The 17,772-nt window shown below is 63.8% G+C and carries 18 protein-coding genes; 11 read left to right on the top strand and 7 right to left on the bottom strand.

What is annotated here, in order from left to right:
• The first annotated feature begins 170 nt into the window (after positions 1-170).
• The 6 genes from A3CW_RS45060 to yicI all read left to right on the top strand — a co-directional run bounded on the left by A3CW_RS45060 (position 171) and on the right by yicI (position 7,990).
• Positions 171-1,217, top strand: coding sequence for a substrate-binding domain-containing protein (locus A3CW_RS45060; RefSeq protein ID WP_051481194.1), 1,047 nt, complete (start codon positions 171-173; stop codon positions 1,215-1,217).
• 210 nt (positions 1,218-1,427) lie between these two features.
• Positions 1,428-2,639: an ABC transporter substrate-binding protein gene (locus A3CW_RS0103295; protein WP_028202297.1), complete on the top strand. Its 1,212-nt coding sequence runs from the start codon at positions 1,428-1,430 to the stop codon at positions 2,637-2,639.
• An 86-nt stretch (positions 2,640-2,725) separates the two neighbouring features.
• Positions 2,726-3,664 (top strand): carbohydrate ABC transporter permease, encoded by a 939-nt coding sequence (locus A3CW_RS0103290; protein WP_081771504.1) that lies wholly within the window; start codon positions 2,726-2,728, stop codon positions 3,662-3,664.
• Between the two features lie 30 nt (positions 3,665-3,694).
• Positions 3,695-4,507 (top strand): carbohydrate ABC transporter permease, encoded by an 813-nt coding sequence (locus A3CW_RS0103285; RefSeq protein ID WP_028202295.1) that lies wholly within the window; start codon positions 3,695-3,697, stop codon positions 4,505-4,507.
• 18 nt (positions 4,508-4,525) lie between these two features.
• Complete coding sequence (locus A3CW_RS0103280) at positions 4,526-5,605, top strand: ABC transporter ATP-binding protein (protein WP_211254034.1); 1,080 nt, start codon at positions 4,526-4,528, stop codon at positions 5,603-5,605.
• A gap of 54 nt (positions 5,606-5,659) precedes the next feature.
• Entirely contained in the window at positions 5,660-7,990 is a 2,331-nt protein-coding gene (gene yicI, locus A3CW_RS0103275; RefSeq protein ID WP_028202293.1) for an alpha-xylosidase, read from the top strand.
• A 119-nt stretch (positions 7,991-8,109) separates the two neighbouring features.
• Here the strand turns inward: yicI and A3CW_RS0103270 are convergent, their stop codons facing one another.
• A complete protein-coding gene (locus A3CW_RS0103270; protein WP_028202292.1) occupies positions 8,110-8,376 on the bottom strand; it encodes a DUF4148 domain-containing protein in 267 nt (88 codons plus the stop codon).
• A 191-nt stretch (positions 8,377-8,567) separates the two neighbouring features.
• Positions 8,568-9,635, bottom strand: a complete 1,068-nt coding sequence (locus A3CW_RS0103265) for a GGDEF domain-containing protein (RefSeq protein ID WP_322787935.1) — start codon at positions 9,633-9,635, stop codon at positions 8,568-8,570.
• Between the two features lie 223 nt (positions 9,636-9,858).
• Between A3CW_RS0103265 and A3CW_RS0103260 the strand changes: the two genes are divergently transcribed.
• The 4 genes from A3CW_RS0103260 (at position 9,859) to A3CW_RS0103245 (ending at position 13,894) form a co-directional block, all read left to right on the top strand.
• The gene (locus A3CW_RS0103260) at positions 9,859-11,112 is read left to right on the top strand and encodes a serine hydrolase domain-containing protein (RefSeq protein WP_028202290.1); all 1,254 of its coding nucleotides are present in this window, start codon (positions 9,859-9,861) and stop codon (positions 11,110-11,112) included.
• A gap of 202 nt (positions 11,113-11,314) precedes the next feature.
• Positions 11,315-12,103, top strand: a complete 789-nt coding sequence (locus tag A3CW_RS0103255) for an acetoacetate decarboxylase (protein WP_211254033.1) — start codon at positions 11,315-11,317, stop codon at positions 12,101-12,103.
• A 31-nt stretch (positions 12,104-12,134) separates the two neighbouring features.
• Positions 12,135-13,418 carry a DUF3734 domain-containing protein gene (locus tag A3CW_RS0103250; RefSeq protein ID WP_028202288.1) on the top strand — a complete coding sequence of 428 codons (1,284 nt, stop codon included), beginning with the start codon at positions 12,135-12,137 and terminating at the stop codon, positions 13,416-13,418.
• On the top strand, positions 13,415-13,894 hold the full coding sequence (locus tag A3CW_RS0103245; protein WP_154677842.1) for a hypothetical protein: 480 nt from the start codon (positions 13,415-13,417) through the stop codon (positions 13,892-13,894). The genes A3CW_RS0103250 and A3CW_RS0103245 overlap by 4 nt, the downstream gene beginning before the upstream one ends.
• 57 nt (positions 13,895-13,951) lie before the next feature.
• Here A3CW_RS0103245 and A3CW_RS0103240 read toward each other — a convergent pair whose 3' ends face one another.
• The 5 genes from A3CW_RS0103240 to A3CW_RS0103220 form a co-directional block, all read right to left on the bottom strand.
• Positions 13,952-14,638: a type 1 glutamine amidotransferase domain-containing protein gene (locus A3CW_RS0103240; protein WP_028202286.1), complete on the bottom strand. Its 687-nt coding sequence runs from the start codon at positions 14,636-14,638 to the stop codon at positions 13,952-13,954.
• Between the two features lie 92 nt (positions 14,639-14,730).
• Complete coding sequence (locus A3CW_RS50065) at positions 14,731-15,246, bottom strand: DUF3331 domain-containing protein (protein WP_051481192.1); 516 nt, start codon at positions 15,244-15,246, stop codon at positions 14,731-14,733.
• 85 nt (positions 15,247-15,331) lie between these two features.
• Positions 15,332-15,565 (bottom strand): tautomerase family protein, encoded by a 234-nt coding sequence (locus tag A3CW_RS0103230; protein ID WP_028202285.1) that lies wholly within the window; start codon positions 15,563-15,565, stop codon positions 15,332-15,334.
• 90 nt (positions 15,566-15,655) lie between these two features.
• Positions 15,656-16,366, bottom strand: coding sequence for an SDR family NAD(P)-dependent oxidoreductase (locus A3CW_RS0103225; protein ID WP_028202284.1), 711 nt, complete (start codon positions 16,364-16,366; stop codon positions 15,656-15,658).
• Positions 16,367-16,625: 259 nt separating this feature from the next.
• A complete protein-coding gene (locus tag A3CW_RS0103220) occupies positions 16,626-17,048 on the bottom strand; it encodes a VOC family protein (protein WP_028202283.1) in 423 nt (140 codons plus the stop codon).
• 270 nt (positions 17,049-17,318) lie between these two features.
• Here A3CW_RS0103220 and A3CW_RS0103215 point away from each other — a divergent pair, with 270 nt between their 5' ends.
• On the top strand, positions 17,319-17,756 hold the full coding sequence (locus tag A3CW_RS0103215) for a MarR family winged helix-turn-helix transcriptional regulator (RefSeq protein WP_028202282.1): 438 nt from the start codon (positions 17,319-17,321) through the stop codon (positions 17,754-17,756).
• Positions 17,757-17,772: the final 16 nt, after the last annotated feature.

The following is a 17,772-nucleotide window of genomic DNA, read 5'->3' as shown; positions in this document are numbered from 1 at the left end:
CCGTCAAACCGGCGCGAGGCGCCACAGCAAATAGCCAGCGGACGTGAAGAACGTCCGCTGGCTGTTTTTTGCTTCGGCCACTTCGGCCCAACGCTCCCTTACGGTTATGATGTTTCGCACCGTGCGGGCTCCGCGAGCCCGGACACATTCCAACATCATTCAACCAGCGCATGGGTATTCGGGAACTCGCCAAAGTACTGAAGCTGTCCGTTTCGACCGTGTCGCGCGCCTTGAACGACAGCGACGAGGTGAGCGCCGAAACGCGTGAGCGCGTGCGCGCCGCCGCGCTCGAGCATGGCTATGCGCCAAGCAAGTCGGCCGCGAGCCTGCGCCGGGGGCGGCTCGACATCGTCGGGCTGATGCTGCCGGTGCGGCGCGAAGAAGAGACCTACACGCTCGGCATTTTCATGAAGCTGGCGGACGGTCTCCAGTCGGTCCTGTCGCGGCACGGCATGGACCTCGTCATGTACTCGAGCGAGTCGTGGGACGACGAGTTCGCGCGGCTGCGGCGCATTGTCGATCGCCGTCATGTGGACGGCGTGATTCTCGCGGGGACGCGGCGGCACGACGAGCGGCTCGATTACGTCGCGAGCCGCCATTTCCCGTTCGTGGCGCTGGGCCGCAGCGAGTCGGGCGGCAAGCACGCATGGGTCGATCTGGACTTCGAGGCGGCCGCTACGGAGGGTGTCGAGCGGCTCGTGGCGCAAGGGCATCGCCGTATTGCGCTCGCCATTCCCGGCGGCGACGCGATGCAGGCGCATATCTACCTGCACGCGTGGAAGAAGGCGATGAAGAAGCACGGGCTGCCCGTGCCCGAAGGGTTCGTGCAGCGCAACGAACTCTCCGAGCGCGGCGGCTATCTCGCGACCGAGGCGCTCTTCAAGCTGGGCGTGCCGCTCGATGCGCTCATGTTCCAGAGCGACTGCATGGCGATCGGCGCGTACCGCAAGCTGCACGAAACGGGCCGGGCGCCGGGCCGCGATCTGGCGATTTCGGGCGGCGTGCTGGCGGGCGAAGTGTCGGAGTACCTCGCGCCGCGCCTCTCCGGCTTCACGCTCGACGCCTATGGGCTGGGGCAGCGCCTCGCGCAGGCGCTGCTCGCGCAATTCCCGGATCTTGGCGACACCTACCGCGCCGCGCGCGAGCCGCTGCTGTGGCCGCTGACGCTGCGCGAGCGCGACGACGACACGGTGACGTCCGAGGCCGTCCAGCGCTAGTCCGCGGCCGCCGCCGTCGGCATTGCGGTTTCCGCGAATCGGCATTGCGATTTTCGCAGCCAGCTTGACAGCGCTGCCTGCAGAAGCAACTATTTGCCTGTTTCCGGAAACGTTTCCGGAAAACGCGGTTGCAGCGGCACGGCTCCCGCCAGGTCCCAGAAAAGAGCCTGAAACAAAGCGCGATTCACAACGCGCGAAAACGGAGACAGCATGAAGAGGCTACTTGCCGCATCCGCGGCCATTGGTTTGGCATTCTCGCTTTCCTGCGCGTCGCTGCACGCCGCGACGCTCTCGGTCTGGGCCGTGGACGAGCCCGACGACTACACCGCGAAAATGGCGCAGGAATTCGGCAAGCTGCATCCCGATGTCCATGTGCAGATCCGCAAGGTGGGCTTTGCGGCGCTCAACGACGAAACCATGCGCGCCGTGATGTCCGGCAACATGCCCGACGTCGTGCCGATCGATAACCCGAACACGGCGATGTTCGCTTCGAAGAACGCGCTGCTCGATCTCGACCCGTACCTCGCGAAGTCGAAGGTCATCGACGCGAAGCAGATCTTCCCCGGTCCGCTGAAAAACGCCACCTGGAACGGCAAGGTGTATGCGATCCCGCGCGGCACGAACACGCTCGCGCTGTACTACAACAAGGACATGTTCAAGGCAGCCGGGCTCGATCCCGAGCACGCGCCGCAGACCTGGGACGAACTCTATACGGACGCGCAAAAGCTCACCGACGCGAAGAAGGGCGTGTACGGTCTCGCGTTTTCCGCCATCAACACGGAAGAAGGTGTGTTCCAGTTCCTGCCATTCGTGCAGGCCGCGGGCGCGGACTGGGACCGCATGAGCGACCCGGGCGCCGTGCGCGCGGCCGCCTTCTGGCAGAAGCTGCTGGACAGCAAGGTGGCGTCGCCGGACACGCTCACGCATAGCCAGTCGGAGGCGGCGGCCACGTTCATCAACGGCAATGCCGCGATGGACATCGACGGTCCGTGGGAACTGGGCGCCGTGGAAAAGGGCGCGAAGTTCAAGTGGGGCGTCGCGCTCCTGCCGGTCGAGAAGGCGGGCGGCCCGCGCGCCTCCGCGCTCGGCGAGCAGAATCACGCGATCCTGCGTGGCGCGAAGAACCCGGATGTGGCCTTCCAGTTCCTCGAGTACATGTATGCGCAGCGCGGCCGCGACTGGAACGAATTCGGCATGCTGCCGCCGTCCAAAGACACCGTGACGCCGAACCCGAAGTGGCCGCAGGCGTACAAGGTCTTCAACGAGCAGATGCAGTACGCCCGTGCGCGTGGTCCGAACCCGAACTGGCCGAAAATCTCGAAGTCGATCTCCGATGCGATCCAGTCAGTGCTGACGCACCAGGCCACGCCGCAACAGGCCATGGCGGCCGACGCACAGACCGTGCAGGCCGCAGCGAAGTAAGCATTCCCAAGTATGGCATTGAGGTTGTTGCCGCCCGGGGAACCTGTGTTCTTCGGGCGCCGTCCCGCCTTTGAGCAATGAACGCCATGAACACACTTTCGCGCCGCGCTCCTCGCGACCCGGCCGCGGGGCGCCTGGGCCGCTTGCCGCGCGCGCACGCCTTCGAGATCTCGCTGGCGGTGTTCGCGCTGCTGTATCTGCTGGTGTTTGCGGGCCTGCCGCTCATCTACAACATCGTCCTGTCGTTTCAGCAGGTCGATCTGATGGCCCCCGCCACGCTGTTGCGGCCGTTCGTCGGGCTGGCGAACTATCGCGATGTGTTCAGCCGTCCCGAGATGCACCAGGTGATCGTGAACACGGTGCTGTTCGTCGGGCTCTCCCTCGTCTTCCAGGTGGTGATCGGTTTTCTGCTGGCGCTGCTGTTCGCGCAGGACTTTCCGTTCGCGAGCCTCATGCGCGGCCTGTTTCTCGCGGGCTGGATCATGCCGGGGCTCGTGGTCGGTGTGATCTGGAAGCTGATCTTCGCGGGCGATTATGGCGTGCTCAATCATGTACTGATGCAAACGCACATCCTGCAAGAGAAGATCTTCTGGCTCTCCGATCCGCACTGGTCGCTCTATGCGGTGATCGCCGCGAACGTGTGGCTTGGCGTGCCGTTCAATATGCTGCTGCTTTCGGTCGGGCTCGCGGCCATTCCGGTCGATCTCTACGAAGCCGCCGAACTCGATGGCGCGAATGCGCTGCAGCGTTTCATCGGCATCACGCTGCCGATGATGAAGGCCACGCTCGGCGCCGTGATCGCGCTGGGCGCGATTCTGACGATGCAGCAGTTCGACCTGATCGCAGCGCTCACGCAAGGCGGTCCGGCCAACTCGTCGCTGGTCGCGCAGTACTGGTCGTGGCAGCTCTCATTGCAGACTTTCGAGGTGTCGGCGGGCTCGGCGGTGGCCACGGTCATGCTGGTGCTCGTGCTGATCGTCGCGGTGATCTACGTGCGCTCCACGCGCAACGAAAGGATGGTCTGAGATGAAGCGATCTCCAAGCGGGAGGCTGGGATGAAGCGCTATGGGCTGTTCGTCATTGCGCTGTGCGTCACGGCGGTTTACCTGTTCCCGCTGTACTGGATGTACATCACCGCGTTCAAGAGCGCGAGCGAGATGTTCCAGTATCCGCCTACGTTCTGGCCGCAGCATCTGCAATCGCACCTGTGGCAGGTGTTCAGCAGCAGCGGCATGGGCAACTTCCTGTGGAACTCGTTCGTGACCGCATGCGGCACGGTGGCGGTGACCGTCTTCGTCGGCACCGGCGCCGCTTATGCGCTCGCGTTCGTGCAGAACCGCTGGACCAGTGTCGCGATCTTCGCGGTGCTGGTGCTGCAGGCGCTGCCGTCGAGCCTCATGGTCACGCCGATCTTCACGGCGTTCAAGATGCTCGGCCTCCTCGACACGCCCCGCCTCGCCGTGGTGCTCGCGCAGATCACCAAGACGCTGCCGTTCTATATCGTGCTGTGCCGCCCGAGCTTCGTGCAGGTGCCGCGCGAGCTGCGCGACGCGGCGCTCGTGGACGGCGCCACGCCGGCGCGCGCGTTCTTCGGCGTGATCTTGCCGCTCGCGGTGAACGGCATTCTCGTTTCGGCGATCCTTGTGTTCCTGCAATCGTTCGGCGAGTACGTCTATGCCCGCTCGCTGATTCTCGACGACCAGTATCAGACCGCCACGGTGGGCCTCTCGGCATTCGTCGGCGCGACCAAGGTCGACTGGATCGGCATCATGACCTACTCGGCCATTTTCGTCACGCCCATCCTCGTGGCGTTCATGCTGCTGCAACGCAAGATCGTCGCCGGGCTGACGGCCGGCGCGCTCAAGTAACGCATACGGAGAATCGCTGTGGATCGCATACAGATCGAGCGCCTGAGCAAGAGCTACGGAACCGTGCAGGTTTTGAAGGACATCGATATCAGCGTGCCGGAAGGGTGCTTCGTCGCGCTGGTCGGACCGTCGGGATGCGGCAAGTCCACCTTGCTGCGCACCATTGCCGGGCTCGAACCGATCACGGGCGGCACGCTGCGCATCGACGGCCAGGTCGTCAACGACGTGCCGCCTCGCAAGCGCGACGTGGCGATGGTGTTCCAGAGCTACGCGCTCTATCCGCACATGAACATCGAAAAGAACATGTCGTACTCGTTGCGGCTGCGTCGCGCCGCGCCGAAGGTCATTCGCGAGAGCATCGACGGCGTGGCGCGCACGCTGGGCCTCGACCATCTGCTCGCGCGCATGCCGCGCCAGCTTTCGGGCGGCCAGCGCCAGCGCGTGGCGATGGGCCGCGCCATCGTACGCAATCCGAAGGTATTTCTGTTCGACGAGCCGCTCTCGAATCTCGATGCCGCCCTGCGTGTGCATATGCGCACGGAAATCCGCAAGCTGCATCAGCGACTCTCCGCAACTTCGGTGTACGTCACGCACGACCAGATCGAGGCGATGACGATGGCCGATCACGTGGTCGTGATGCGCGCGGGCGAAGTCGAGCAGCAGGGCGCGCCGCTCGCGCTGTATCACCGACCTGCCAACCGCTTTGTCGCGGGCTTCATCGGCTCGCCGTCGATGAACTTCATCGAAGCCGTGATCGGACCGGACGGGCGCAGCGCGCAGTTCGGCGGCACACCAGGCGCTGGCGCGCAGACGCTCGACCTGGCCCGCGCGCTGCCGGCGGGCGCCGAGGTCTGGATCGGCCTGCGTCCCGAGCATCTGCAGTTGCACCGCGAGGCGCATGGCCTGCGCGGCGTTGTCGACACCGTGGAGACCACCGGCTCCATGAACTTCATCGCGGTGAAGCTCGATGGCGTCCCGGCACCCGTGATGATCGCGCAAGCCGGCGTGTGCGCCATGCGCAGCGGCGAGGCGATCGGACTCGAGATGGCGGGCGAGCACATCCACGTGTTCGACAGGAAGACCGAGCAGGCGCTCTAGCCACACCGCAGGTAGATAAGGATTGGCTGTTCAATGAGCTATGAGTACATCTAAATGAAAATCAGCGATGGCAACTGGTTGATCCGGGACGGCCTGAACGTCTCGTACTCGGCGTCGCCGCACAGCGTGGAGATCGTCGGCGACGAACTGCTCGTGCATGTGGCGCCCCGCGACGTCTCGAACCGCGAACGGCAGCTCGACACGGGCCTCTTCACGTGGCGCTTCTTTTCGCCGCAAAGCGGTGTGATTGGCGTGCGCGTCGAGCATTTTGCCGGCGCGCGCGATCGCGGCCCGCATTTCACGCTGCAGCGCACGAGCACGGAAGTCGTCACGCGCAACACCGAGGCCGAGGCGAGCCTCACCAGCGGGTCGCTGACGGTGCGCATCGTCAAGTCGGGCGACTGGTCGGTGGATTTCCTGCGCGACGGCGAGCGCATCACCGGCAGCGGCTTTCGCGCGAGCGGCCAGGTCCAGGACGCCAGCCAGCAAGGCGCCGCGTTCATGTTCGAGCGGCTCGACCTGGGCGTTGGCGAAAACGTCTATGGGCTCGGCGAGCGCTTTACCGCGTTCGTGAAGAACGGGCAGGTGGTCGAAAGCTGGAACCGCGACGGCGGCACGGGCACCGAGCAGGCGTACAAGAACGTGCCGTTTTACCTGACCAACCGCGGCTACGGCGTGCTGGTGAATCATCCGGAAAACGTGTCGTTCGAGGTGGCCAGCGAGAAGGTGGCGAAGGTGCAGTTCAGCGTGGCAGGCGAGCGGCTCGAATACTACGTGATCGACGGCCCCACGCCCAAAGCCGTGCTGGAACGCTTCACGCAGCTCACCGGGCGCCCGGCGCTGCCGCCCGCGTGGTCGTTCGGCCTGTGGCTCACCACCTCGTTCACCACCAATTACGACGAAGCCACGGTGAATCACTTCATCGACGGCATGGCACAGCGCGGCATCCCGCTGCACGTGTTTCACTTTGACTGCTTCTGGATGAAGGCTTTCCACTGGTGCGACTTCGAGTGGAACCGCGAGACCTTTCCCGATCCGCAGGGCATGCTCGCGCGGCTCAAGGCGCGCGGGCTGAAGATCTGCGTGTGGATCAATCCGTATATCGCGCAACCTTCGCCACTGTTCGCCGAAGGCATGGCGAAGGGCTACCTCCTGCGCAAGCCCAACGGCGACGTGTGGCAGTGGGACCGCTGGCAGCCCGGTCAGGGCATCGTCGACTTCACGAATCCCGCCGCGGCGCAGTGGTATGCGGGACATTTGCGGCGTTTGCTGGAAATGGGCGTGGACTGCTTCAAGACGGATTTCGGCGAGCGTATTCCGACCGACGTGGTCTACCACGACGGCTCCGATCCGCAGAAGATGCACAACTACTACAGCTACCTCTACAACAAGGTGGTGTTCGACGTGCTGCGCGACGTGCGCGGCGAGGGCGAGGCGGTGGTGTTCGCGCGCTCCGGCACCGTGGGCAGCCAGCAGTTGCCCGTGCATTGGGGCGGCGACTGCAGCGCGACTTACGAATCGATGGCCGAGACGTTGCGCGGCGGTCTCTCGCTGGGCCTGAGCGGCTTCGGTTTCTGGAGCCATGACATCGGCGGATTCGAGCACACCGCGCCCGCCGACGTCTACAAGCGCTGGTGCGCGTTCGGGCTGCTTTCGAGCCACAGCCGCCTGCACGGCAGCAAGTCGTATCGCGTTCCATGGCTGTTCGACGACGAAGCCGTGGAGGTGGTGCGCCATTTCACCGAATGGAAGTCACGCCTCATGCCGTACCTGTTCGACGCCGCGCAGCAGGCGGTCGATCGCGGTACGCCGATGCTGCGCGCCATGCTGCTGGAGTTTCCCGGCGACCCGACCTGCGATCACCTGGACCGTCAGTATCTGCTCGGCGAATCGCTGCTGGTGGCGCCGGTGTTCAACGCCGCGGGCGACGTGGACTTCTGGCTGCCGGCGGGGCGCTGGACGCATCTGTTCACGGGCAGGCCGGTCGAGGGCGGCAGGTGGGTGCGCGAGCGGCACGGGTTTCTGAGCCTGCCTGTCTACGTGCGGCCGAATACGCTGCTCGCGATCGGCACCGAGGACCAGCGCCCCGATTACGACTACGCATCGCGCTGCGAACTGCATCTGTTCGAACTGGCCGACGGCGCGAGCGCGGCGGCGACGCTGCGCGACGAGCGCGGCGCGCGCGTGACCTACGTGAGCGTGACCCGGCGCGGCGATACGCTGAACGTGCGCTACGACGGCGTGAAGGAATCGCTCCCGCTCACGCTGCGGCAATGGCCCGAACTGCGCGACGCCGGCGGTTTGAGTTCGCTAGCCGGGGAACTGGGCGTGCAGGTGCAGTTGCCGGCGGGCGACGGAGAGGTCGTGTTGCGCGTTCAGCCTTAACAAGGGGCAACGCGAGGCGTTGCGAACGCCAGATACGCAACTGGCCCGCCATCGCAACACAACTGCGATGGCGGGCCAGAAGGCAACAACTACGAAGCGCGGCGATTCAGCCGGGCAGCTTACTGCGCTGCCTGACCGGCTTGCGACGAACCGTTGTTCACGCCGCCCACTGCGCTGTTTTGCGCAGCGACGCGAGCTTCGGCAGCTTGAATGTTCGCCGGATATTCATTGGGGTTCGAACGTGCCGGATTGAAGCCGGCCTTTTCGACCTGGACCATGTCTGCACGGACTTGCGCGCGCGTCACGGGCTGGTTCGACTGGGCGAACACGGCAACGGGCGCGGCGAGGGCGGCAGCGATAACGACGGCTTGGACGAGCGATTTCATGACTAACCTCCAGATTTATTTTCTTCTTTAGCTGCCTACAGGGTTGTAAGCAGCGGTGAAGTCAGTGTAGGAGGGTCGGAGACTAGGGTAAATACCTAATAGCCGAATTCACTGTTTCCGCCAGGAGAACAATCCGGGCATAAGCGTGGCGCAAGCCGGGGATTCCCCGAACGCGACGGCAGCGAGTGGGGTCAGACCATGCTGGGCGCGACGCCGACCGTATCGACGAACTCGGTCTTGCCCATGCCACGCGACTTGGCCCGGTACATGGCGCTGTCGACGGCGCGCATCAAGGTTCGCGCATCGAGCGAGCGGCTGCCGCTGCCTTCCGTGAGCAGGCACACGCCGATGCTGCACGATACGGTCACCGGATAGCCGCCCACGGTGCGCATGTTGGCGAGAATCGCGTGGATGCTGTTGGCGACGGTAAGCGCGTCGTTCTTGTCGTAGACGTGACGCGCCAGCACCACGAACTCGTCGCCGCCCAGGCGTGCGAGCGTGTCGCCTCGCCGCATGCGGCGCACCAGTGCGGCGGCGAAGCTGCGCAGCAGTTCGTCGCCCACCGCGTGCCCGAAGGAGTCGTTCACTTCCTTGAAGCCGTCGAGATCGACGAGCAGCATGGCGGTGCGCTCGACCTCACCGGCGCGCGTAAAGAGCGTGCGCCCAATGGCCTGCTCGAGCCGCACGCGGTTGTAGAGCCCGGTGAGCGGATCGGTCGACGCCTGGCGTTCCAGCCGGTAGACGAGTACCGCCAGGTAGACGGACGTCGCCACGATGCTCAGCGCAATGCCGAGCGCGGCCGTGACGTTGGCGCGCCACCACGGTTGCCAATGCATCAGTCCCATGATGCCGACGAGCGCCACCACACAGGAAAGGCCCAGCATGCGCTGGCCATAGCGGCAGCCCGCGCCGACCAGAAACCAGAAGGCCACCCACAGAAGCGGCAGCGCGGCCGTTCCGCCCACGGCCAGCGCGGCGGTGACGATGGCCTGATCGGCGAACGTGGAAAGCGTGAGGCGCAAGAGCGAGCGCGTTGGTGCGACGGTGACCGCCACATACGTGATGACGCCGAACGCCACATAGGCGGTGACCGCCAGAAGCGTGGCGTAGACGTGGGTCGAGCGATAGATCGAGCAGGCAACGAGGTAGGCGAGAAGCACGACGGAACCGAGCGTGATGCGCAGTACGGCCTGCTCCTTTTCTGGGTCCTTCGGAAATGCGCGAAACAACGCTTTCCCGGGCCAGGAATGTGTTTCCATTTCGCCCATGGCTGCCACCCCCGCTCTCATTCTGTATTTTGTCGCCCGGTAGTGTACCCCACACGTATTGCGTCTCGAGGCGCTAAAAAAACGAAATTTCAACGCGCATGGCGCCGATACGCAATGCAAGGCAACTTCGCGCCGAATGACCGATACTGTGACGCGCATCGCGTGCAATCCATCGGTTCCGAATACGCTCGGTCAATCCATTCAAGGAGGCGTCATGGGTAGGGAAGGTCTGGAAAAGCAGGGCATGTCGTGTGAGCGGCTCGCGCGGATCGAACGTTTTCTCGAAGAGAACTACGTCGCGACCGGCACGCTCGCGGGCGCCGTGACCCAGGTGTGGCGGCGCGGCGAACTCGCGCTGAACTCGGTGCTGGGTCTCGCGGACCGCGAACGGCGCACGCCGATGGCCGAGGACTCGATCTTCCGCATCTACTCGATGACCAAACCCATTACGTCGGTGGCGATCATGATGCTGGTCGAGGAGTGCAAGATCGCGCTCGACGACCCCGTCAGCAAGTACATCCCGTCGTGGGAGAAGCTCGGCGTGTACGCGGGCGGTTTCATGGAGAGCTTCCAGACGCGCGCGAGCGCACGCCCGATGCGCGTGGTCGACCTGTTGCGGCATACCTCGGGCCTGACGTACGGCTTTCAGCAGAACACCAATGTCGATGCGGCGTATCGCAAACTGAAGGTGGGCGAGCTTGCGACCGCGGGCACGCTCGACGAAATGATCGAGAAACTGGCCACGCTGCCGCTGGAATTTTCGCCGGGCGAGGCCTGGAACTATTCGGTTTCCACGGACGTGCTCGGCTATCTCGTCGGCAAGGTCAGCGGCATGGCCTTCGAGGACTTTCTGAAAACGCGCATCTTCGAGCCGCTCGGCATGGTCGACACGGCCTTTTACGTGCCGCAGGAGAAGGTGTCGCGCTTCTGCGCCTGCTATGCCATCGGCGCGCTCGGCTCGAAGGTCGTTTCCGAACAAGGTCCTGAGCTGCAGGACGATCCTCACACGAGCCCGTATCGCGAGCCGCCGTCGTTCGTTTCGGGCGGCGGCGGCCTCGTATCCACGGCGGCCGACTACATGCGGTTCGCGCGCATGCTGCTGCGGGGCGGCGAGCTGGACGGCGTGCGGCTGCTGGGGCCGAAGACCATCGCGCTGATGACCGCCAACCATCTGCCGGGCGGTGTCGACCTGCCGCGCCTCTCGCGCTCGATGTTCACCGAAGCGGCTTACGAAGGCGTGGGCTTCGGGCTCGGCTTCGCCACGACGATTGCGCCCGCATCCACGCTGATTCCGGGCAGCGCGGGCGACTTCTTCTGGGGCGGCGCGGCCAGCACCTTCTTCTGGGCCGATCCTCGCGAGGACATGGTCGTGCTGTTTCTCACCCAGCTGTTGCCTTCGACCGCGTACCCGATTCGCCGGCAGTTGCGCACGCTCGTTTACAGCGCGATTACGGAGTGCGAAAGCTGAGCGGCGCGCCTGGCGTTCGCGAATGGCAATGAAATGGCAAGAGGCTTGCCGGCGGGATTGCCGGCGGCCTCTTCTCCGTTTCCCTCACCGCAATACCTTCCCGATATGTGGAAGATAGATTCCTGATATCGACGGATTCTCTCGTGATTCGTGAGTGCGTAGCATCTGCTGCGGTGCAACTCAATCTCTAAGAGAGAACGTCATGACCCGCCTGAATCTGGCTTCGATTCGCAAAGACGCCTTTGCGATGCCTGTCCACAACCCCGCCTATCCCCGGCCGCCGTACCGCTTTATCAACCGGGAATATTTCATCATTACCTACGAGACCGATTTCGATGCGCTGAAAGCCATCGTGCCGGAGCCCTTGCGCCCGGAAAACAATCTTGTGCACTACGAATTTATTCGTATGCCGGATTCGTCGGGCTTCGGTGACTACACGGAAACCGGTCAGGTCATTACGGTGCGCGATCAGGAAGGGCGCCTCGGCAACTACACGCATTCGATGTACCTCGACGACGAAGGCCCGATTGCCGGTGGCCGGGAAATCTGGGGCTTTCCGAAGAAGCTGGCGAGACCGACCTTGAGCATCGATGGCAACGACACGCTGCTCGGCACGCTCGACTACGGCACCCAACGCGTCGCAACCGGCACGATGGGCTACAAGCATGTGCCGCTCGATATCGAGGCCGAACGCAGGAAGCTTGCAGAGACGCCGAATTATCTGCTCAAGGTGATCCCGCACGTTGACGGTTCGCCGCGCGTCTGCGAACTCGTGCGCTTTTACTTGCGCGACGTGAGCGTGCTCGGGGCGTGGAGCGGTCCGGCGGCGCTCGAATTTCATCCGCATGCGCTGGCGCCCGTGGCCGATCTGCCGGTGAAGCGGGTGGTCGGCGCGCGGCATCTGATCGCCAATCTCACGCTGGATATCGGCGAGGTTGCGCTCGACTATCTGGCTCACAGCGAAACCGTGAAGCTCGCGGTCAACGAATAAGTTTGCGTGGATTTACGCGAAGGGAAGCAACATGTCTTTGCACAACAAAGTGGCGTTCGTGCTGCCGCACTACGACGAAGTCGCTCTGGTGCTTCAGGGCGGTGGCGCGCTCGGCTCGTACCAGGCCGGCGTGTACGAAGGCCTGGCCGAGATGGGTGTGCATCCGGGCACGATCTCCGGCATTTCGATCGGCGCGCTCAATACCGCCATCATCGCTGGCAATGCGCCGGAAAACCGCGTGGCGGCGTTGCATGGATTCTGGAACCGGATCTGCCATCCACGCGACTGGGTCGGTGGTCTGGGTGCCTGGATGCCGCCCATGTTCGGCATGCACGATTTCACGCGCAAGTGGGCGAGTGGGTGGGCGGCCGCACGCGCCCTGACCGAGGGCCAGCCGGGGTTTTTCTCGCCGCGCGTGCCGTTGCCGGTAGCCGGGCTCGACAAGCAAAACCCCAACGTGGTCAGCTACTACGATACGGCCGCGTTGAAGGAGACGCTGCTCGAGTTCGCCGACTTCGACCGCATCAACGACGGCGACGTCCGTGTTTCGGTGGGGGCGGTGAACGTGCGGACCGGCAACCTGGTGTACTTCGACAACACGAAGATGCGTTTGAAGCCCGAGCATTTCATGGCATCCGGGGCGTTGCCGCCCGGCTTTCCGGCGGTCGAGATCGACGGCGAGTATTACTGGGACGGCGGGCTCGTGTCGAATACGCCGTTGACCGAGGTGCTGCGCGATGCGGACCATAAGGATGCGCTGGTGTTTCAGGTCGATCTCTGGAGCGCGCGCGGCAATGCGCCTGGCGACTTCTTCGATATCTCCGCGCGCGCCAAGGACATCCAGTATTCGAGCCGCACACGCGCGGTGACTAGCATGCTGGCGGATCGTCAGAAGCACGCCCGATTCATCAAGGAGTTGCTCGCGCACATTCCCGCCGATGTGCGCAGGACCGATCCGCTGTTTCGCCTCGCCGAAGAGGCGGCCGACGGCAGCGCGATCAATGTGGTGCACCTCATCTACAAGAACAAGCCTTATGAAGGACATTATAAGGACTACGAATTCAGCGTCGACACGATGCGGGAGCATTGGGACAGCGGCCTCGAAGACATTCGTGATTCGTTTTCTCATCGCGAGTGGTTCGACGTGCCGAGCCGCGAGCAGGGTTTCGTGACGCACGACGTGCATCGCTTGCCCGGTTCCGTGCCGCAGGATGATCGTGAGGCGCTCATCCTGCCGCTCGAGGAAGAACGGAAAATCGCCGACGGCGAGCTGGCGATCGAAGCCCGCGAACCGGCTGGAGAGGGCGTATCGTGAGTAAGGAGCCGTTTCGCTGCGCTGTGCGCTGCCTGTGCGAGGACACCCTGCGGACGCCGTGGGGCTATATTTTTCGCAGCATCGCCATGATCGCGCTGGCGGTTTCGCCGGCGATTATATGCGCCTACCTCGCACAGGCTTCAACACGTTGGGACCTGTTCGAGCGGTCCGGATCGGTCATCACCATCACGGGCCTTTTGCTGGCGTCGCGCCGCTATCTCGAGCATACCGTGACGGATCTGGTGGTCGCCCACGCAAATCAGGATGCCGGATTCAAGCCTCGTCACGCAATGAGCGAGGTACTCGCGGCCAGGCGTGGACTGACGCTTTCGGCGTTCGGTACGCTCATCTGGGGATGGGGAATATTCCTGCGGTGGTGGAGCTTCGGCGTGCTGGCGTTGTGGATGGCATTCGTGGTCTATCGGGCATTTCGCGACCCGGTATTGCAACGCTCCGGCGATGACGATTTGCCGTGATGAGTCGGGGCGGCGCCCACGCCGGGCAGCCGCCATTTTCCGGCGCGAGGGCAGAACTCAGTGACGCTTGCTCAACATCTCCAGCAATGCCTTGGCGGCCGGCCCCGACGACGCGGGATTCTGGCCGGTGAGCAGCAGCCCGTCTTCGAGCACATACGGCTGCCAGTCGGGGCCCTTCGAATAGTTGCCGCCCTTCGCCTTGAGTTCGTCTTCAACGAGGAACGGGACCACCTTGCTCAGGCCAACCGCTTCTTCTTCGCTATTCGTAAAGCCCGTGACCGACTTGCCGTTGACGAGCGGCTTGCCATCGGGACCCTTCACGTGCCGCAGAACCCCCGGCGCGTGGCAGACGAGATCGACGGGCTTGCCGGCTGCGATCGTGCGCTCGATCAGGCCGATGGAGTCCGGGTCTTCTGCGAGATCCCACATCGGACCGTGGCCGCCGGGGTAGAAGACGGCGTCGAATTCGTCATGGGCGACGTCCTTGAGCTTCGCCGTGTTGCCCAGATCCGCCAACGCGGCCGGGTCGGCTTCGAAGCGACGTGTCAGGTCGGTCTGAAAGTCCGGCTCGTTGCTCTTGGGATCTAGCGGAGGTTTGCCGCCCTTGGGCGACGCGAGCACGATCTGCACGCCGGCGTCCTTGAACACGTAGTACGGCGCGGCGAGTTCCTCGAGCCAGAACCCGGTCTTGCGTCCCGTATTGCCCAGTTCGTCGTGCGAAGTCAAAACCATCAGAATCTTCATGAAGTTCTCCTTGAATGCGTTTGCACAACTTCAGGTTGCAGAGAATTCCGGTCAACGCCGCTGGCGTGCCGAATCAGACTACTGAACTGCCATCAAGCCAAAGCAGCAAGATGAATCATGGCGTTCACGTTCACGGGAAGGACAGGCGTGCGGGTATAGGGCCGGTAGATGATATCGCCGCGAAGGATCGCTTTGCCGCTCACTGCGCACACGCCGGCCCGGCGTGCCTTTGCGCAGACCCAGATCTGATAGCCGTAGTGGCATGAGGCGGAGCACCAGCGCAACGCAACGGTTCGGGGGGAGAGGCGGTCGAGGAGCGTGACGACGGCCGCGCAGGGCGCCTCGCCTGTCGCATCGCGCCCTTTGCGGATATTGCGGCTTTTGCGGCATCTTCCGTCGTAGCGGCGCGGCTCGGCGATGCGCGGGCCGGGTGCGAGATCAGCGGGGCTCGGGGTCTGTGCGCGGGGTTCCGTCGCGCACAGCCTGTCGAGCAGCAGGAGTGTCTGCTCCCATGGGTCCGGGCGCGAGGCGTGTTTGTTGCCCGCCGCTGCGCCCGCGTTCGCGGCGCGATTGCGCGAGCGTGTTCGAAGTCCTTCGTCCGTGTTCATGCGAGGCCTCAGATGAAGATTGATGGCGCCACGATGCAACCGGTGCAATTGCGCAAAAGCCCGCTCTCGAGCGGGCCGCGCGCGTTCACTTGATGAGTCCCTTCTGTCTTCGATAGACGTCGGTAGGCAGGCCGCCCCATCCCCAGTTTTCCGTTGGCACTTCTTCGATGACGACGAAGGTCGCCTCCAGCGGCTTGTTCAGCACGTCGAGCATGAGCTGGCTCACGCCCTTGATTAGCTGGGCCTTTTCTTCCGCCGTGACGGAATCCGCGCCGGGCCGTGTGCCCTCGCGTGTAACCTGAATTGTGACGATCGGCATATCGCTTTCCTTGATGGTGATCGTTGCAGGGAGCGCCGGCGAGCGGCGCTCCTCGTCGGCCCGGTGGGGCCCGGTAGTGCGCAGCGGGCCTTAGTGGCCGGCGACCTGGCCGCCGTCGACGTGGAGGATTTCGCCCGTCACGAAGGGCGCCGAGTCGAGATAAAGGATGGCGTTCACGATGTCGCTCATCTCGCCCATATGCCCCATCGGATGCAGCGCGCCGAGCGCGGCGTGGGTTTCGGGCGCGTGCATCGGCGACTTGATGATGCCAGGCGATACCGCGTTGGCGCGAATGCCGCGCTTCGCATACTCGATCGCCAGCGAGCGCGTGGCGGCGGCGAGACCGCCCTTGCTCAGCGAGGCCAGCACCGACGGCACGCCGTCGATCGCGTGATCGACGAGCGTCGTCGTGATCGTGACGACGTGGCCGCTCTGGTGCTTTTCCATCTCCGCAATCGCGAGTTGCGTGATGTGGAAGAAACCGTCGAGGTTGGTGCCCTTGATCGCCGCGTAGTCTTCCGCGGTGTATTGCGTGAACGGCTTCGCGATGAAAATGCCCGCGTTGTTGACGAGCGTATCGACGCGGCCAAAGCGCGAGACGGCCGTTTCGATGACACGGCGAGCCGTGGCCGGGTCGGCGATATCGCCGGCCACTGCGACGAGATCGCTATCGTCAGTCTGTTTGATGTTGCGCGACGTCGCGACCACCTTGTGGCCGAGTGCGCGGAATGCCCTGGCCGCTTCGGCGCCGATGCCTTGCGATGCGCCAGTGATCACGACGACTTTGGGGGATTGACTCATATGAACCTCGAAGTAAGTTGGACTCTGTTTTTGATCGGGTTTGCTGCTCCGATGACGACCAATTTACGCATCCATGCCCCCGGTTTGAATACAGGACGCGGACAAACAGTTGTGAGTCACAGGAACAAATGAGAGCGAGTTGGGCGCGATGACGCGCGGCGAAACAGGCCAGGCCAATGACGCCCGTTTCACTTTGGATAACTGACTAAATGGGACCGGCATGGCCGCGTGTGGGCTCACGTGCGGCTTGCTGCGAGGCTCAGGAGGCCTGCGTGCGCGGATCGTGGTCGAATTCGAGCCTGATCCCGCCCGGCTCGTACACCATGGTGTGGCGTTTCGGCCCCGGGCCCAGGTTCTCCGGCGCAAACTCGATTGTCACGCCCGGCCAGGCGGACACGCGCGAGAAGATATCGTTGAGTGCTTCTTCGCTGCCTACGCGCAAGGCAAGATGATGCAGGCCCACATGGGTCTTGCGGTCAAACTCGACCAGGCGGCCCGGATCGGTCACTTGCCAGAGGGTCAACATGACGTGTCCGTCCGAAACGAACGCAGCCGGATAACTGGGTCGCTCGCCAACCTGCTTCCAGCCCAGACAATTCACGAAGAAGTCACGGGTGAGGTTCAGGTCGCGCACGGTCAGCCCGACATGATCGATGCCCAGCGTAAGCGGTTTGTCAGTCATGCTTCGATTCTCCTGAAAAAAGAGTGCATTGCTCCGGACTTCCGTACCTCACGGATCCAGTCTCTGCCGAAACAATATAGCTGCCAGCAACGACGTCGATTATCGCTTGCTGTTCACATCACTTTTTACATGGTGTATCGCGTCGCCTGCTGAAGGGCGCTCCGGCGCTGGATCGAGGCGTCGGCGCGTCTCTCTGTGGCCGCGGAAACTTCCTTGCACACATCTGCAATGTCAGATATATTCCGCATCAGATATCGAGGAGGGCAATCGATGAACGATCCCGTCAATGAAGATTTCGAGCGCACGCAGAAGCTGGTGTTCGTGCTCGGTCAGGCGCACCACCTGATGGCCACTGAACTCAGGGCAGGGCTCAAGGACGCCGGGCTGAACCTGCAGGAGCGCGGCATTCTGCTGACGCTGGCCGGCGGGAGCGCGAAAACGCCGGCGGCATTGGCGAAGCTGCTTGGCGTCCACCCCGCCCGGATGACCCGCGTGCTGGACAAGCTCGAAACCAGCGGGCTCGTGGAGCGCGCGCGCAATGGCACGGACCGGCGCCTCGTGGACGTCTCGCTGACGCGCGAGGGCCACTCGGTCGCGGCCCGCAACGCAGACGTAGCGCCTGGCGCCTGGAGCGAGCGGCTCTCGCACTTCTCGAGGTCCGACTTCGACGCCTTGAGCACACTGCTTTCCAGACTGCTCCATGGCTAGGGCGGCCTTTTTTTGC

Origin of the sequence: Paraburkholderia nodosa DSM 21604, from assembly GCF_000519185.1 — a bacterium.
GTDB lineage: Bacteria > Pseudomonadota > Gammaproteobacteria > Burkholderiales > Burkholderiaceae > Paraburkholderia > Paraburkholderia nodosa.
Note: the sequence above shows the minus strand (reverse complement) of the source record. Positions and strands in the feature narration are given on the sequence as shown.

Bases quoted from the DNA above. Each gene is read 5' to 3' on its own strand.
- A3CW_RS45060 (WP_051481194.1), top strand. From the start codon at position 171: ATGGGTATTCGGGAACTCGCCAAAGTACTGAAGCTGTCCGTTTCGACC.
- A3CW_RS0103295 (WP_028202297.1), top strand. From the start codon at position 1,428: ATGAAGAGGCTACTTGCCGCATCCGCGGCCATTGGTTTGGCATTCTCG.
- A3CW_RS0103290 (WP_081771504.1), top strand. From the start codon at position 2,726: ATGAACACACTTTCGCGCCGCGCTCCTCGCGACCCGGCCGCGGGGCGC.
- A3CW_RS0103285 (WP_028202295.1), top strand. From the start codon at position 3,695: ATGAAGCGCTATGGGCTGTTCGTCATTGCGCTGTGCGTCACGGCGGTT.
- yicI (WP_028202293.1), top strand. From the start codon at position 5,660: ATGAAAATCAGCGATGGCAACTGGTTGATCCGGGACGGCCTGAACGTC.
- A3CW_RS0103270 (WP_028202292.1), bottom strand. From the start codon at position 8,376: ATGAAATCGCTCGTCCAAGCCGTCGTTATCGCTGCCGCCCTCGCCGCG.
- A3CW_RS0103265 (WP_322787935.1), bottom strand. From the start codon at position 9,635: ATGGAAACACATTCCTGGCCCGGGAAAGCGTTGTTTCGCGCATTTCCG.
- A3CW_RS0103260 (WP_028202290.1), top strand. From the start codon at position 9,859: ATGGGTAGGGAAGGTCTGGAAAAGCAGGGCATGTCGTGTGAGCGGCTC.
- A3CW_RS0103255 (WP_211254033.1), top strand. From the start codon at position 11,315: ATGACCCGCCTGAATCTGGCTTCGATTCGCAAAGACGCCTTTGCGATG.
- A3CW_RS0103250 (WP_028202288.1), top strand. From the start codon at position 12,135: ATGTCTTTGCACAACAAAGTGGCGTTCGTGCTGCCGCACTACGACGAA.
- A3CW_RS0103240 (WP_028202286.1), bottom strand. From the start codon at position 14,638: ATGAAGATTCTGATGGTTTTGACTTCGCACGACGAACTGGGCAATACG.
- A3CW_RS50065 (WP_051481192.1), bottom strand. From the start codon at position 15,246: ATGAACACGGACGAAGGACTTCGAACACGCTCGCGCAATCGCGCCGCG.
- A3CW_RS0103230 (WP_028202285.1), bottom strand. From the start codon at position 15,565: ATGCCGATCGTCACAATTCAGGTTACACGCGAGGGCACACGGCCCGGC.
- A3CW_RS0103225 (WP_028202284.1), bottom strand. From the start codon at position 16,366: ATGAGTCAATCCCCCAAAGTCGTCGTGATCACTGGCGCATCGCAAGGC.
- A3CW_RS0103220 (WP_028202283.1), bottom strand. From the start codon at position 17,048: ATGACTGACAAACCGCTTACGCTGGGCATCGATCATGTCGGGCTGACC.
- A3CW_RS0103215 (WP_028202282.1), top strand. From the start codon at position 17,319: ATGAACGATCCCGTCAATGAAGATTTCGAGCGCACGCAGAAGCTGGTG.